13 protein-coding genes are annotated in these 14,842 nt (G+C 61.0%); 9 read left to right on the plus strand and 4 right to left on the minus strand.

The features are described 5' to 3' along the window. Positions 1 to 213 precede the first annotated feature (213 nt). Entirely contained in the window at positions 214 to 1,464 is a 1,251-nt protein-coding gene (locus ACTFPK_RS04760) for an ATP-binding protein (RefSeq protein ID WP_439911216.1), read from the plus strand. A 162-nt stretch (positions 1,465 to 1,626) separates the two neighbouring features. On the opposite strand, the gene ACTFPK_RS04765 is transcribed toward ACTFPK_RS04760, so the two are convergent. Then, a complete protein-coding gene (locus ACTFPK_RS04765) occupies positions 1,627 to 4,365 on the minus strand; it encodes a hypothetical protein (RefSeq protein WP_439911217.1) in 2,739 nt (912 codons plus the stop codon). 183 nt (positions 4,366 to 4,548) lie between these two features. Here ACTFPK_RS04765 and ACTFPK_RS04770 point away from each other — a divergent pair, with 183 nt between their 5' ends. Next, positions 4,549 to 5,385, plus strand: a complete 837-nt coding sequence (locus ACTFPK_RS04770) for a queuosine precursor transporter (RefSeq protein WP_439911218.1) — start codon at positions 4,549 to 4,551, stop codon at positions 5,383 to 5,385. A 76-nt stretch (positions 5,386 to 5,461) separates the two neighbouring features. Beyond that, the gene (gene tgt, locus ACTFPK_RS04775; RefSeq protein WP_439911219.1) at positions 5,462 to 6,727 is read left to right on the plus strand and encodes a tRNA guanosine(34) transglycosylase Tgt; all 1,266 of its coding nucleotides are present in this window, start codon (positions 5,462 to 5,464) and stop codon (positions 6,725 to 6,727) included. A 9-nt stretch (positions 6,728 to 6,736) separates the two neighbouring features. On the opposite strand, the gene ACTFPK_RS04780 is transcribed toward tgt, so the two are convergent. Next, positions 6,737 to 8,200 carry a hypothetical protein gene (locus tag ACTFPK_RS04780; RefSeq protein WP_439911220.1) on the minus strand — a complete coding sequence of 488 codons (1,464 nt, stop codon included), beginning with the start codon at positions 8,198 to 8,200 and terminating at the stop codon, positions 6,737 to 6,739. Between the two features lie 96 nt (positions 8,201 to 8,296). On the opposite strand from ACTFPK_RS04780, the gene ACTFPK_RS04785 reads away from it, so the two are divergent. Continuing rightward, the gene (locus ACTFPK_RS04785; protein ID WP_439911222.1) at positions 8,297 to 9,382 is read left to right on the plus strand and encodes an FHA domain-containing protein; all 1,086 of its coding nucleotides are present in this window, start codon (positions 8,297 to 8,299) and stop codon (positions 9,380 to 9,382) included. Between the two features lie 36 nt (positions 9,383 to 9,418). On the opposite strand, the gene ACTFPK_RS04790 is transcribed toward ACTFPK_RS04785, so the two are convergent. Then, complete coding sequence (locus ACTFPK_RS04790; protein WP_439911282.1) at positions 9,419 to 10,903, minus strand: DUF1846 domain-containing protein; 1,485 nt, start codon at positions 10,901 to 10,903, stop codon at positions 9,419 to 9,421. A gap of 299 nt (positions 10,904 to 11,202) precedes the next feature. On the opposite strand from ACTFPK_RS04790, the gene ACTFPK_RS04795 reads away from it, so the two are divergent. From ACTFPK_RS04795 to ACTFPK_RS04815, 5 genes are all read left to right on the plus strand, one after another. Beyond that, positions 11,203 to 11,838, plus strand: a complete 636-nt coding sequence (locus tag ACTFPK_RS04795; RefSeq protein ID WP_439911223.1) for a TetR/AcrR family transcriptional regulator — start codon at positions 11,203 to 11,205, stop codon at positions 11,836 to 11,838. After that, complete coding sequence (locus tag ACTFPK_RS04800) at positions 11,835 to 12,827, plus strand: diaminopimelate dehydrogenase (protein WP_439911224.1); 993 nt, start codon at positions 11,835 to 11,837, stop codon at positions 12,825 to 12,827. The genes ACTFPK_RS04795 and ACTFPK_RS04800 overlap by 4 nt, the downstream gene beginning before the upstream one ends. A 38-nt stretch (positions 12,828 to 12,865) precedes the next feature. After that, the gene (locus ACTFPK_RS04805) at positions 12,866 to 13,183 is read left to right on the plus strand and encodes a hypothetical protein (RefSeq protein ID WP_439911225.1); all 318 of its coding nucleotides are present in this window, start codon (positions 12,866 to 12,868) and stop codon (positions 13,181 to 13,183) included. An 89-nt stretch (positions 13,184 to 13,272) separates the two neighbouring features. Continuing rightward, a complete protein-coding gene (locus ACTFPK_RS04810; RefSeq protein WP_439911226.1) occupies positions 13,273 to 13,503 on the plus strand; it encodes a hypothetical protein in 231 nt (76 codons plus the stop codon). Beyond that, positions 13,487 to 14,158 carry a hypothetical protein gene (locus ACTFPK_RS04815; RefSeq protein WP_439911227.1) on the plus strand — a complete coding sequence of 224 codons (672 nt, stop codon included), beginning with the start codon at positions 13,487 to 13,489 and terminating at the stop codon, positions 14,156 to 14,158. Before ACTFPK_RS04810 ends, ACTFPK_RS04815 begins: the two co-directional genes overlap by 17 nt. Here the strand turns inward: ACTFPK_RS04815 and ACTFPK_RS04820 are convergent. Then, a complete protein-coding gene (locus ACTFPK_RS04820) occupies positions 14,155 to 14,730 on the minus strand; it encodes a flavodoxin (RefSeq protein WP_439911229.1) in 576 nt (191 codons plus the stop codon). The genes ACTFPK_RS04815 and ACTFPK_RS04820 overlap by 4 nt on opposite strands. Between the last annotated feature and the right edge of the window lie 112 nt (positions 14,731 to 14,842).

Raw genomic sequence — 14,842 nt, forward strand, 5'->3', positions numbered from 1 at the left:
TGGGCTGCTATGAGCTGTGAGGAAACGCCCGGCACCTGGTGAGGAAACGCCCGGCCCCGTAAAAGCAATCGCTGTAAGGCGGCCAAAATGGCAACCACGAATCCGCAAGAACGATAATGGAAGCCCGCAATAGTGATATCAATAAGCCCGCAAAAGTGATATCCAAACTCCCGCAATGGTGACAATGGCACGAGAAACGGCTAGTCTCACAGCATGGCTTATATTCGGCGCGCGGTTGATACAGTGCTGCAACAAGACCTGGAAATCATGGGTGGCGTGGTGATTGAAGGTGCGCGCGGCTGCGGCAAAACGGAAACGGGTATATTCCACGCCAAATCAGAATTCCGCGTGGACCAGGCATCCAACCAACGCCTCGCGGAGCTCAATCCCCAGGGAGTTCTGGAAGGCGATGTTCCCCGGCTTGTTGATGAGTGGCAGCTCGCCCCGATCCTCTGGAACGAAATCCGCCACGAAATCGATGCGCGGCGCATCCCGGGTCAGTTCATTTTGTCGGGCTCGGCTACCCCGGCCGATTCAATCACCCGCCACACCGGAGCCGGCCGGCTCTCCCGGGTGCGCATGCGCCCCATGGCCCTGGGCGAAGCGTATCCGCGGGAAGACCGCATCACCCTGAACGAGCTACGTACCACCACAAACGTGCGCTACGTACCCGGGGCCCTCAGCTACCCCGAACTCGCTACCGAAGCGGTGCGAGGCGGCTGGCCCTTCCTTGTCTCCTCGCAAAATCCTGCCTTTATCCGATTCGTCCACAACTACGTGGACAATATCGCACATGCGGACCTCGCGCAGGTGGACGCCCGCTTCGATCCGGAACGGGTGCGGCGCCTACTGCGCTCCCTCGCCCGCAATATCGCGAGCGAAACCGCGGACACCACCCTCTCCCAAGATATTTCCGCGGACGGCGGCCAGCTCTCCCCGCAAAGCGTACGAAGCTACCTCGATGCACTCACCCGGATTTTCATCGTTGAAGAGCTCCCGCCCTGGAGCGGATCCTTGCGCTCAAAAACCCGACTCCGCAAACAGGCGAAACTGCATTTCTGCGATCCCTCCCTGGCGCTCGCGGCCCTCCGCGCAACCCCGGAAGAGCTCGCGAACGACCCCGACTATTTCGGTCAGATTTTCGAATCGATGGCGGTCCGGGACATCCGCACCTACGCGGAGCAGATCGATGCCACCTGTTTCGGTTACCGTGATGAGAGCGGCTTGGAAGTGGACATTCTGCTGGAGTTCAGCGATGGTCACTGGGCTGGTATCGAAGTAAAACTTGGCGAATCGGATCGCGCCGTGAACGCAGGTGAACGCAATCTACTCCGGCTGCGCGATACCCGCATGGTGAAAGCCCCGGATTTCCTGGCGGTGGTGACCGGCGGCCGCACCGCATTCACGTTGCCAAGCGGCGTCCATGTTCTTCCCCTGAGTACCATGGGGCCGTTACTTACATAGTGATATCTACTCGTACCGTAGGGATACGTAATACATGCGCCGACAATCCTTCCGCACGGGACGGAACTGCCCCGCTTTCTCGATGCGGTTGCAAGAATCGAGAAAACGGGGCAGTTGGCGGGACGCTTATGTCAGCTGCGGTTATATGAGCAGCTGGTTGCGCTAATGATCGCGCCGGGAGCGCCGGATAACAAGTACCAGGCCCATGCTCAGCAATGCGAGGGCAGCACACCCGCCAGCGGCACCGGATGCGCCGGATGCTCCTGTGGATACCAGCCGTTTCTCACCAGCGGGCTTGCTGGGCGTTGGCGTAGGAGTTGGTGTGGCGGTAGTGCTTGGCGTTGGCGTTGGCGTTGCGGGCGGCGTACTCGGCGGTGCGGTCGGCGTTGGAGTGGGCACCGGGGTCGAAGTTTCGCTTGGCGTCGGTTCCGGCGTGGGCGTCCCGCTGGGAGTAGGTGTCGGTTCGGGCGTAGGCGTCCCGCTGGGCGTGGGAGTAGGAGTAGGCGTCGGAGTTGCCGTAGGTGTCGGCGTGGGTTCCGGGCTCACAGGAGGTACCGGTGGCACGGGAGGTACTGGAGGCTCGGGCGGTGTAGGCGGTACATACACGTTCGTGAATTCAACGACTCGCGCATGCGGCTGCGCCCCGGCGCTCTCCTTGCGCTCCACCCGGAAATGCCCGGCCAGGCCCTCGGGGAGTTTCTCCGTCACCCGATAGGTCAGCGCGGTGCGCTCGGCCGGAGCTTTGGCTAGTTCCTCAGGCGTATACATCGGCAATTTCTCCAGCTCAAACTGGAAATTCTTGCCCTCGCCGCGCACCACACTCTTGGCTTTGAGATAGGTGCGCGCCGGAACCGTGGCGATCTTCGTCTCGCCCTGCCAGCTTTCCACCTCGAAATTATCGAGATACGTATCCGGATCCACCCCGGCAATGAGATCCCCACCGCCGGTCCACTGCTTCTTCACCAGCACATCCAGGAAAGGCACGATCTCTACTTCATCGCCTGGGATGATATTGCGCAGCGGCGTCGTACCAAATTCACGCACCTGCGCACGGAAGGTGACCTCCACATTTTTCTCGGGCCGGTACGAGGTCCGCGTGGTGAAATCAAAATTCGTCACGTGCGCGGCATCGCGATCTTCCAGAATCACCCGGCGAGTTTCCGGATCGTAACGCACCGCGTAATTCACGGTTGCCTCACCGTCTTCGCGGACCTGCGCGCTGCCTTCCACGTAAGCGAAGCGCTCGTCCAGCTCATCGACCAGGGTCACGTTATTTTTGATACCGAAATCGACGTACTTACCGTATTTCATAATGAGCCGATGATCGCCGGGGATCTTCCCCGCGATCTTAAATTCGACGGCGTCCCCGAGACTCGCGTGGCTGCGCTTCACCTCAGCTTGCGGCTGCTTTTGCACAATTGTTTTGGTGAACGACGGCGCCTTGGGAATAAACATGCGCAAGGGAGTTTTGAATCCGAGGAGCGCCGTGGCCTCCGGGGTGTTATCGAAGCGGGCATCGTTACCGCCGTCAGGATTAATCCAAGTTTCCGCATCCGGGCTGCTGCTCGTCAAGCCGAGCACCTGCAAGCGGCCTGTTTCCGTGAGCCGGAAATGCTGCGCACGCTCCAGGTCGAAACCGCTCTTAAAACGTTCCGGGGCGCTGATAATACGCACCTGGTAGTCCCCGGGCAGCACCTTGGTGAAGAGGTAACGCGGAGCCATGCCCGGCTCTTCAACTGACGTATCAACTAGCTCACCGGCTGCGTTATACAGCCCGAGTTCAAAGTCGGACTTCGCGTGGCGTATCCCGAAATCACCGAAAGTAACGCCCTCGATATCCGAAACCGTGAAGTACACTCGCTTGCTCAGGGTGACCCGCAGGGTGGAGGTGGCCGGGTCGTAACTCTGCTTTGCTATCGCGTAGTAGGGATAAGACTCCGGGAGCTCGGGAAGTGATAGCCGCGCACCTTCCGGAAGGTTCGGCACCGTGATATCCGTGGTGAAATCACCGCGGCCCGCGGGAATTGCGAGCTGCGGGGCGGCATTAGGATTGGCCCGGCCATTCACCTCAAATGCCCAGCGGGCGTTTTTCCCGAGCACGTCAAAGGGGCGCTCAATAACCACGTGGAAGGTGGCGGTGCTCAGCTTCACTTCCCGCACACGCACCGTGAATTCTCCGGTATCACTGGATTCCACCGCGGTCACTTCATAGGTTTTTTCGGTGCCGCCATCGCGAACCGTGAGCGGATCCATCGGCTTATTCGGATCCGGGCGCAGCGGGGGCGTGGTGAATTGGCCAGCGTCGTCGTATACAGCGTTTTGTGTGAAATAGAAGCCCTGCGCATCGCGCTTAACGATCTGGCTGATCGAGTGGGGCCCATCCAAGGTGGGCAGGGCGAAGCGGTCAATCGTTCCGGTGACGGGAGTGCCGTTCGCGTCCACGAGGCTCACGGAATAGCGCCGTTCAATATTTTCCCGGAGCACCACATCAACGCGCAGATCCCCCGATTCTGTTTGCGTGATCGGGACCCGCACGGTGTCACTGATCGTGCGGCCGAGCCACCCACCGGGAGCACGCAAGGTGTAGGGCAGGGTTTGGCCCGCGGTGTAGCCATCCGGTTCCACCGCGAATTCCACTTCGTAACGGCTCAGGCCATTGGCTAGGTGCGTGGTGGACTTGACGTCTTCGGGAGCAATTTCCCATTCCCCGGCGCTCCACCCGGTTCCTTCCTCAAGTTTGAGGGATGTTATGTCCTGCCGCGTATAAATAGTGGCGTGCAAGACGAGCGCGGTGGGGGCGGGCGGAGCCGCGGGATCCGATGCCGCGTAGGCCTGTGGGAGCACGAGGGCGAGCACCGCGAGGAGCACCGTTAGGATCAGGGGTTTCTTCTTCGAACGCATATTTCTTCCAGACAACGCAGTCGGTATAAGGAATACCTATACGGAAATTATCTAAGAAAATGCTAGCACTCGGACGGTAATTAGATTCAGGAATTAAGGCGCTTCGTGCCCGACAATATCCCGCTATAATCGTGACCGTCCGTGCGGTGGCAGAGCCGGACACCATAACCATAATTTCTTGATATGCATGGAAAGGTCACGATGAGCTCGCAGTCCACCGCGCCGCACGGCGCCAGCACGCACCCCGAATCACACCCCGCCACTCCTGCCCCCGCGCTCGCGGACGGTTTGGTCACTCCGAATACCGTTACCGCTAATACCGCCGGCACCACCACTACCTCGGGCACTACCGCTCGCTTCGCGGACGTCGCCCGCTCCCACCTCTTCGTGTACGTGGCGGTATTCTTTGTCTCCTTCCTCCTCATTTCCAATATCGGAGCCACGAAGCTCATCACCCTGAATATTGGCGGTCTTGATCTGTATTTCGACGGCGGCGCGATGCTCTTCCCGCTCACCTACATCATCGGTGACCTTCTTTCCGAGGTCTACGGTTTCAAAGTCGCCTCCCGCACGATCATCCTCGCTTTCGGGGTGCAGATCCTGGCCTCCTGCTGTTTCTGGCTGGTGCAGATCGCCCCGCCCGCCCCGGATTACGCCAACCAGGAAGCTTTCGAAGCGGTGCTCGGCGTGGTGCCGCGCTTCGTAGCGGCCTCCGTTTTCGGATTCCTCTTCGGCCAGCTCTCCAACTCCTACGTGCTGGTCTGGATCAAACGCCGCTTCGGGGAACGCGCCCTGTGGGTGCGTCTCATTTCCTCCACCATTGTGGGCGAATTGCTGGACACCATTATTTTCTGCTTCGTGGCCTGGGGTGCTGATATCGCGGCCGGCAATGTCGAATTCTGGTCCATCGTCAACCTCTCCCTGGTGGGCTGGCTTTATAAAGTCGGTATCGAAGTGGTGTTCCTCCCCCTGACCTACGCCGTGGTTGGTGTGGTCAAACGCCACGAAGGCTTACGATAGGCAGCGGGCCGGTGGCGGCGTCGTCGTACCGAAAAGGCCACACACAACAACCGCACCGCAACAGAAAGGTGAGAGCGTGACAACAGGATTTACGATCGGGACGCGCCTGGACGCGCGCGTGGGTGACCTCACCGGGCGGCCGTTGGGACGCACCGGCGTGATTCACACCCCGCATGGCGATATCGCCACCCCGGCGTTTATTCCTGTCGGCACGAAAGCCACTGTCAAAACGCTCACGCCCGAGCAGGTGCGCGGTATCGGCGCGCAGGCGGTGCTCGCGAACGCCTACCACCTCTACCTGCAGCCCGGCCCGGAGATCCTGGACGCCGCCGGCGGGCTGGCCGCTTTCATGAACTGGAACGGGCCGACCTACACGGATTCGGGCGGGTTCCAGGTGCTCTCGCTCGGCTCCGGCTTCAAGAAAGTGCTCACCAACGAGTACGCCGGGAAAAACGCCGGGCGCGCGGATACCGAACTGGCGCGCGATAAAGAGCGCCTCGCGAATGTGGACGACGACGGCGTATGGTTCCGTTCCCACCTCAACGGCTCGCGCCACCGGTTCACCCCGGAGGTGTCCATGGGGATCCAACACCAGCTCGGCGCCGATATTATGTTCGCGTTCGACGAGCTCACCACCCTTCTCAATTCCCGGGCCTACCAGGAAAAAAGCCTGGAACGCACCCGCCGCTGGGCCGAGCGCTGCCTGGCCGAACACCGCCGCCTCACCATTGAACGCGCGGACAAGCCCTACCAGCAGCTTTTCGGCGTGATCCAGGGCGCACAATACGAAGACCTGCGCCGCAAAGCCGCCCGGGACCTCGGTTCCATGTGCGTGGACGGGCAGGAATTCGACGGCTTCGGGATCGGCGGGGCCCTGGAAAAGGAGAAACTCGGAACCATCTGCGCCTGGGTGAGCGAGGAATTACCCGAAACGAAAGCCCGCCACCTTCTCGGGATTTCCGAACCGGATGATTTCTTCGCCGCTATCGAAGCCGGCGCGGATACCTTCGATTGCGTCAACCCTTCCCGGGTGGCGCGCAATGCCGCGATCTATTCACCCGACGGGCGTTTCAACGTGACCCGCGCCCAGTTCCGCACCGATTTCGGGCCGCTGGTGCCCGAGTGCGAGTGCTACACCTGCCAGAACTATTCGCGCGCCTACCTCAATCACCTTTTCAAGGCGAAAGAAGCGCTGGCGGCCACGCTTGCCACCATCCACAATGAGTACTTCACCGTGCACCTCGTGGACACCATCCGCGCGGCCATCGAATCCGGGGATTACGCGGCCTGCAAAGAAGAAACGCTCGGGCGTTTCTACCGCGGTCAGTGGGGGCGCGCGTAGCTGGAGCGCCTAAAACGCGCGGTGCGCCGCCTCACTCAGCTTCCGGAAGGTCTCCGGATCGGGGAATCCGGACACTTCGTAGCGCGGCGGCCACACGTTCTCGAGAGGCTTGAAGCCCTCGGGCCACACATCGCGGGCCACATCCAGGCGAATGGTGATATTGGCGGCTTCGGGATCCGCGTCGTCAAGGTAATTAATGAAATCTGCAACCGCAGGGATGGATCCGTAGCGATCCGAGCGGCGCCACTGCGTCAGGCTCACCGCGCCTTCGTCCAGGTCATGCACCTCGTAGAGGGCCACGTGGCCCATCTCTTCCGGCCAGCGCGAGAGGAATTCCTGCTGGTGATCGTACATGCGCCCGCGGAAGGTGGTGCGCAGATTCGCCAGCGGTGCGTAGGCCGGGTGATCCGGCATAGGAATCCATTCCATCCAGCCGTCCGCGGCCACGGTGTGGGGGAGCGGGTAGATAGCGTCGTCGATATCGTAATCCTGGAGCAAACGGTTGAAGAGCGCGGGAAGTTCCGGATCATCCGCCAGCACCACGAACAGGCGCGAACGCGAAGCCGGCACGAAAAGCGGCAGCGCGCCGTCATATTGCTTGCTGATGGAGTACGCCACCTGCTGGACCAGATCCACATCCGCGAACCAGGAACTCTGGTAGTTATTTGGCTCGGTAAAAGCCAGCACCCGCGCACCCGCGTAGAGCATGACGGCCAGCTCCAGGGCCGCGTAGCCCGATTGCGCGTTCAGGCCGCGCAGTGATTCCACCGCGTGCCCGAAGATCGGACCCAGATCATCCGTTCCCGGAATCAGATCCAGGTCCGAGAAATACAGCGGAATGATGTTATCCGGGGTGTCGCGCGCCAGGCCCACGCCAACGAAATCCGTGAGCGGCAGGTAGATAAAGGAATCATCCTCGCGCCGGTTGACGCGCGTGAAATAGTCCGCGGCGCGCACAATCGGCATAATCGGCCCCTCGGTGTCATCCTGTTCCTCCGAGAGCTCAGCGAGTGCGGGATCGTGGTGCGGGAAGCCGGGATCGCTCGGATCCATGGTTCCGAAGAATTGCGCGAAGATATCCCGCCAGGACAGGTTTTTCTGGCCGCGGCCCGGAGGCGTACCGGGCATTTCGGACGCGTTGCTTCCCGTTGGCGCGCCGGTTCCGGTAGCCGTGCCTCCCGCGTTCGCGCCGTTTCGGGGCGACGCCGCCGCTCCCGGCTGGGTGGACCCGGCCGCGCCCTCGGTAACCTGCGGGGTGGTGGCCCCGGATACGCCGATAGTAATGAGGCGGTTGAGAAGTTCGCGCCGGCGTTCTTCGGGAGCATCCGGGTCGATCATCTCAAAGGGGCGGAAGCGGAACGTGCGTCCGTCCGGGAGCAGAACATCCAGCCAGGGCCCGTCGGAATTAACCAGCGCGCCGTCAAGTTCAGGGTGAGCGGTGGCGACCTCGAGGGCCCAATTCATGAGCGACATACCTCTATTCTGGCAGAAAGTGGCGCAGGCCGCTTGCCGGGCGCGGTATCCTTGCAAGCAGAGATGTGACTCATGGAACCAGGTCGAGGAGGAGCCATGCCGTCCTATTCTTATCCCGGTGATGGGCTGCTGGCCTGCGTGTCCGGCCTGGCGGTGTTCACGCCCGCGCTACCCGCGGATCCGACCGCGATATGGGAAACAGTGCGTGCCGGCCATGATTTCCCCACTCTTCTCACCCATCTGTGGTCCGCGCTGGGCGCGGATTTTGCGTTATTCTATGCCGACGGCCCGCTGCTGCGGGTTGCCGCCCACGGCCTCATTGTTCGCGATGCCACCGGCCGCGCGGTCGCGGATGGCAGTAACGCTCTGACCTGGCAGGAAGCCGCCACTACCCAGGACACCACGGTCACCGTGGGGAACGTTGGCGCTGCGGGTGCGGAAAATGCTGCTCGTGATGGGAACGACGGCGCAGTCGGGGGCGCTGGGGCACCCGGGAACGACGGCGCAGCTCCCGCACCGGGCCCGGCCCTCCCCTTGGAACGCGGCATGGCCCGCGCCGGAGGCGCTCGCATCAGCCTCAGCCCGGTTTTGAGCGGCCGGCCGGCGGCCCCGGTTGAGCGCCTGGCAGCTCTGCCCGCTGATCGCCCGGTGGTTCCGGAGCCTCCGGCACCGCCTGCACCCCCGCTCCCTCCGGTGGTACAGGTGGCACAGGTGGCGGAGAGCGCCCCTGTTCCTAGCTATGCCGCAGCCACCGAAGCCTACCCGGTGCAGAGCACCGAGCCCTATCCTTCCTCCGGCGTACCCGCCCCGCTCCCGGCGGTTGAATTGCGCTTCTCCTTCGGGGAAAACGTTATGCTGGGCGGGGTGAGCCCGGCTCTCAAAAATATTATTATGGGGCGCCGCCCGCTTCTCGATGCCGCGGGCGCGGGCGGGGATCCGGCTGCCACCCAGCTCCTCCCGGTTCCCTCCCCGCGTCAGGAAATTTCACGCACCCACTGCGAGGTTGCGGTGGAAGCAGGCGGCGCATATCTGCGGGACTGCCATTCCAATAACGGCACCTACCTCAGGCACGGAGAAGGCCCGCTGCGCCGCATCGAGCCGGGTCACGCGGTCCGCCTGGAGGATGGTGACCTGGTAGATATGGGTGACGGCGCCAGCTTCACGGTTCATTACCGCAGCTAGCGCCGCCGCACCACGTAGACCAACTCTCCTGCTTAGCTACTTCCGGTACAGCGTTTTGCGCTGGTAGTGCGGTTCGCTCGTGACATTCACGCCGAGGGAACGGAAAATACCATCGTCTACGGAGCCGAGAATCGTGGTGGTATGAACATCGCAATTCTGCAGATCCTTGAGCTTGCTCAGCGCCGCTGCCGCGGTGGGATCGGAGGCGGCGGAAACCGAGAGTGCAATAAGCACCTCATCGGTGTGCAGGCGCGGATTACGCGAGCCCAGGTGCTCCGTCTTAAGGGTCTGGATCGGAGCGATAGCTTCAGGAGCCAGCAGCTTCACCGAATCGTCAATACCGGCCAGCACCTTGAGCGCGTTAAGCAGCACCGCGGCGGAACAGCCCAGCAGTTCCGAGGTTTTCCCGGTCACGATGGTGCCATCCGGGAGCTGGAGTGCGGCGGCCGGCCCACCCGTGGCCTCGGCTTTGCGCAGCGCCGGGGGTACCACCGGCCGGTCGGTGCCGGTCACCCCGAGCTTGGCCATAATAAGAGCGATGCGTTCTGAGCATACGGGTTCGGATTCGCTGCGCTTCTCATCGACAAGCGCGCGGTAATACCGGCGAATGACTTCCTGGCGGGCGGCTTCGCGGCAAACGTCGTCGTCGGAAATACAATATCCGACCATATTGACGCCCATGTCCGTGGGGGATTTGTACGGTGTTTCCCCGGAAAGTTCGCGCAGCAGCAGGCTGAGCAGCGGGAACACCTCGACGTCGCGGTTGTAATTAATCGTTTGCACGCCGTAGGCGACCAGGTGGAAGGGGTCGATCATATTGACGTCGTCCAGATCGGCCGTCGCCGCTTCATAAGCGAGGTTGACGGGATGATCCAGCGGAATATTCCACACGGGGAAGGTCTCAAACTTCGCGTAATTCGAGGTGATGGAATGCTGATGGTCGTGGTAGAGCTGCGAGAGGCAGGTGGCGAGCTTGCCTGAACCCGGCCCTGGTGCCGTCACCACAATGAGATCACGCTGCGTTTCCACGTATTCGTTCTTCCCGAAACCGTCCTCGGAAACAATGAGCGCGGTATTGGACGGGTAACCCGGGATGCGGCGATGGCGCGCCACATTGAGCCCCAATTTAATAAGACGGCGGCGGAAGTCGCGCGCTTCGTGGTTATCTTCCTCGTACTGGGTGAGCACCACGGAATTGACCATGAAACCGGCTTCGCGGAATACGTCCACGAGGCGCAGCACCTCATCCTCATAAGAAATGCCCAGGTCAGCGCGGTGTTTTGCCTTGAGATCGCGCGCGTTTGCGGCAACGACGATTTCCAGCTCATCCTTCAATTCGGCCAGCATGGCGATCTTATTATCCGGGGTGAATCCGGGTAGCACGCGCGAGGCGTGGAAATCATCGAAAAGCTTCCCGCCCATCTCCAAATAGAGTTTCCCGCCGATCTTTTCGCGGCGTTCCCTAATTTTCTGGGACTGGAGCTTAATGTATTTTTCCCGATCAAATCCGATGCTCTGCAATGAGGGGATATGGGGGGAAGGGGAAGGGGTTTCTGTAGTAGGGATGGAGTTACGCGCGTTTTTATCAGCCACGCCGGTTCGCCTCTCTCGGTCACCTCAGCAGTACCGACAAAGTGTAGCGCCTCGGGCCGGATTTCGCATCGAGCGGGTGGGTGTGTGAGGGCGTGTGTGCGGGCGTGGGGTGCGTTTGGGCTGGCTGCGGGTGCGCGAACGCGGCGAACGGGCAAACCCGGGTGTGTTTAAACCGTTGCGCTCATCGGTTGAGTCCGCAACAATAGGGGGCGACGTTGGGAGGAGATATGCCAAAGATTTCTGCGCCAACCGTCCGCGAACATCGGGAGCTTATGACAGCTCGGCTCGTGGACGCCGCGGAAAAGATTCTCAAAGATGAGCCGGGCAAAACACTATCCGCCGGGGCGGTGGCCGCGGCTGCGGGTATCGCACGCAACTCCATTTACCGCTATGTCGGGTCGGTTGATGACCTGCGGCTCCTGGTGCTCGAACGCAATGTGCCCAAGTGGCGCGCCCAGGTGATGGGCCAGGTCGATATGAACGCCGAACCGCGTGAACGCCTCGCGCAGCTGATGGTGGCCTGCATCCGCCAGTCCGGCCAGCGCGAATCACATAAATGGCTCATGGGGCTCATGCGCTCAGCCCGCGGGAAAGTTTCGGATAAAGCCACGGCGCATACCAAAATGGGTGTGGATAAAGCCCACGGTTTCTTCACCGATGCCCTCAAAATGTGCTGGAAAGATACCGGCATCGCGCATCCCGATATTTGGGCCTCGTTCAGCCGCGCCCTCATTTTCGACGCATTTCGCCAGGTGGAAACCGGCGCGTCGCTTGAGGATGTGTGCCGGATTGCCCGCCACACTATTCTTGCTATGTCCGCCGGGCATACAGATGACGAACTCGAGAAAGAACCACACGCATGACACACGCGCGCATCGCGATCAACGGCTACGGCAACCTGGGCCGCGGGGTGGAACAGGCCCTCAGCCTCGCCCCCGACCTGGAGCTGGTGGGGGTCTTCACCCGCCGCGAAGGCGTCATGACCGCCTCCGGCCCGGCATTCCCCGCCGCCGAACTCACCGATCCGCAGCTGCGCGCCCGCTGGGCCAGCAAAATCGACGTCGTTATCAATTGCGGTGGCTCGAAATCGGACCTCGATACGCAAACGCCGCTGGTTGCCTCCGGTTTTAACGTGGTGGATTCTTTTGATACGCACGCGCGGATTCCTGCGCACTTCGAACAGGTCGACGCCGCCGCCCGCACGGCCGGCACCCTCGCTCTCATTTCCGCAGGCTGGGACCCGGGCCTCTTCTCGCTTCAGCGGTTGCTGGCCGAGGCAGTTTTGCCGGCTGGGCACTCAGAAACTTTCTGGGGACCGGGCCTGTCCCAGGGGCATTCGGATGCGGTGCGGCGGGTACCGGGTGTGAAAAACGCGGTGCAGTACACCGTTCCCAAGGAGGACGTGCGGGCTGCGGCCTTGGCTGGAGAAACGGAAGGCCAGCTCAGCGCGGGTGATAAGCATCGCCGGATCGTTTACGTGGTGTTGGAAAACGGTGCGGATCCGGAGGGGGTGCGCCAGGCCATCGTGACGATGCCGAACTACTTCGCCGAGTACGAAACTGAGGTCCACGTTATCTCCGACGAAGAGTTTGCCGCCGAACACACCGGCATGGCTCACGGTGGCGATGTGATCCGCCATGGGACTACCTCGCCGGGTACCTCGCACGCGCTGCACTTCAACCTCGCGTTGGATTCCAATCCGGAATTCACCGGTTCGGTGCTGGTGGCCTGCGCCCGCGCGGTGGCGCGTATGCATGCCCGCGGGGAACGCGGGGCGGTTACCCTCTTCGATGTTCCGCCGGCTTTGCTCCACCCGGCCAGCGCGGCGCAGCTGCGCGCGGATTTGCTGTAGGGCGTTTCGCGGTAGTTATGTGGGATCCAGTACCGGCGTTGGCGAGAATTGTCCCGGAACTGATGTGGGGCATGCTCTTCTCGTTTTTCGCAGCCGACTTTTACCGCATCGGACGTTTTGATTTCGAAATCATCTCCGAAGTTGCGATGCTTGGCGGTCTTGCGCTGTGGAGTTTCTCCCGGCGGTATGAGGAAAACTGGGGCGAGCTTCTGCACGCCGTGCTCTATATGGGCGTATGCCTTGCCGTGGTGGCGATCAACAACTCCTCGTGGACGCGTTTCGCGGTGATTATCCTCGCGGCCTGCTATGCCTTGGGGTATGTTCAGCGGGTGAAAAAAGCTCAGAAACCGGAATAGAAGCAGCTCATCGCGGGTGCGTGATTCCCGCGTGAAATTGCCGAAAAATTGGTCTGGGCAGGGCTGTGATCTTCGGCTAGGCTGTGGCTATGTCGATCATCTATGGCCCCACGTACACAAGTCTCGAACAGGTGCGCGCCCGCATGGATGCCATTCTCTCCGAGCTGAGGATCTCGCGCGAAGAGTTTGAAGAACGGATGGCTGAATATACGCTCAATCGGCGCGAAGCTGAGTTCCGTGATGAGTTTGAAACCCTCCAATGGTTCGAGGAGCTGTTCCTCGATGATCTCGAGGATGAAGACCGTGACGGACTCGCTTGATGAGGAAGTTGAGGATTTCGAGCAGAATATAACAGCTACAGGAAAACTCTTCGACGAATCCTTTGCTATTCACATCGCCGAGGCGCGTGCGTCCCGCAAGGATAGCCGTGTCCTCCGCGGTTACCTCAAGCTTCGCGATCCCATGTGCGTCAAGCGAATGCTCTATCTCGGAATTACGTATGAACTCTTCGTGAAGTCTCCCGAGAAATTCCTGACCGTTGAGCGGTCCAGCTTCGCGCTGCACCTCAATAAAACCACCAGTGAGCCGCTTGTGCGCTGGGATTACAACCGTAACCCGCGCTCGAAAGATATTCCGCTGGCCCATCTGCAAATTCATGCGCATCGCGACGCATGGACGCACGTCATGCTTGAGGGAGGAACTACCTCGCGGCGTGCCCGAAAAAGAGTTATTGATTCTTCTCAGACGCCCACGCTATCGGAACTCCATTTTCCGGTCGGTGGAAAACGCTTCCGCCCCAGTTTGGAAGAAGTATTACTTTTCCTTATTTCAGAGCTAGGTGTTTCATGCGACCCTCAAACGAAACACATCCTGGAAAGTAAACAAGCAGAATGGGAGAAAATACAGGTCCGGGCGGTTGTGCGGACCCACCCGGACCAGGCGCTCATCGTTCTCCGTGAGCTAGGAATGATCTAAATCAAATTCGCGGAGGCCAGCCATTCCTCCAGCGCGCTATCCGTGGTTTCCTCGCGCACGTTTTCTCCGCGCACGGAGAAAGGCACTCCGGTGGTTGCCTCTGGAGCTAGGTTCGTGAAGGTCGATTCGATTTCCACCTTTGGTGAGCCAGACCAGGTGGTGAAGGGAAGTACCAGCTGGTCCGTGAGTCCAGCGGACTTCAGGTAGGTCTGCACTACCGGGGGAACCTGTTCGCACCAGACAGGGAAACCGACAAGCACCACGTCGTACCCACGTGCAGCCGGAGCCGGGGCCGTAAGCTCCGGGAAAATGCCGTCCGCAAGTTCACGGGTGCACTGGGCATGTGCCTCATTCGGATCTGCAGGATAAGGATGAACCGGGACAATCTCAAAAGTATCCGCACCCAAACGCGCCGCGATTTTTTCGGCCAGTACCTTGGTATTCCCAATTTCGAGATTGCGCACCTCTCCGTCCCAGAAATTCAGGCCGGCACGCGAGAAGAAAGCTACGAGGCAGCGCGGGCGGGGCGCATCCGCCGGCGTTTCCTGCTGAGCCGCACGAATTTCTGACATCGGAATATCCTTCCCGCGAAGTGAGCCCTCCGCACTGAGAATTGTGACCTGAACATCACCCATTCTGCCACCGTGCCCGGGCTGCCAGCGGGTCTTTATACCCGGGGCGTCG

The sequence above is a fragment of the Actinotignum sp. UMB0459 genome (assembly GCF_051905915.1).
Taxonomy (GTDB): domain Bacteria; phylum Actinomycetota; class Actinomycetes; order Actinomycetales; family Actinomycetaceae; genus Actinotignum; species Actinotignum sanguinis.

Coding starts and splice junctions, on each gene's coding strand:
- ACTFPK_RS04785 (WP_439911222.1), top strand. CDS start 8,297: ATGCCGTCCTATTCTTATCCCGGTGATGGGCTGCTGGCCTGCGTGTCC.
- ACTFPK_RS04795 (WP_439911223.1), top strand. CDS start 11,203: ATGCCAAAGATTTCTGCGCCAACCGTCCGCGAACATCGGGAGCTTATG.
- ACTFPK_RS04770 (WP_439911218.1), top strand. CDS start 4,549: ATGCATGGAAAGGTCACGATGAGCTCGCAGTCCACCGCGCCGCACGGC.
- ACTFPK_RS04800 (WP_439911224.1), top strand. CDS start 11,835: ATGACACACGCGCGCATCGCGATCAACGGCTACGGCAACCTGGGCCGC.
- ACTFPK_RS04820 (WP_439911229.1), bottom strand. CDS start 14,730: ATGTCAGAAATTCGTGCGGCTCAGCAGGAAACGCCGGCGGATGCGCCC.
- ACTFPK_RS04780 (WP_439911220.1), bottom strand. CDS start 8,200: ATGTCGCTCATGAATTGGGCCCTCGAGGTCGCCACCGCTCACCCTGAA.
- ACTFPK_RS04765 (WP_439911217.1), bottom strand. CDS start 4,365: ATGCGTTCGAAGAAGAAACCCCTGATCCTAACGGTGCTCCTCGCGGTG.
- ACTFPK_RS04810 (WP_439911226.1), top strand. CDS start 13,273: ATGTCGATCATCTATGGCCCCACGTACACAAGTCTCGAACAGGTGCGC.
- ACTFPK_RS04760 (WP_439911216.1), top strand. CDS start 214: ATGGCTTATATTCGGCGCGCGGTTGATACAGTGCTGCAACAAGACCTG.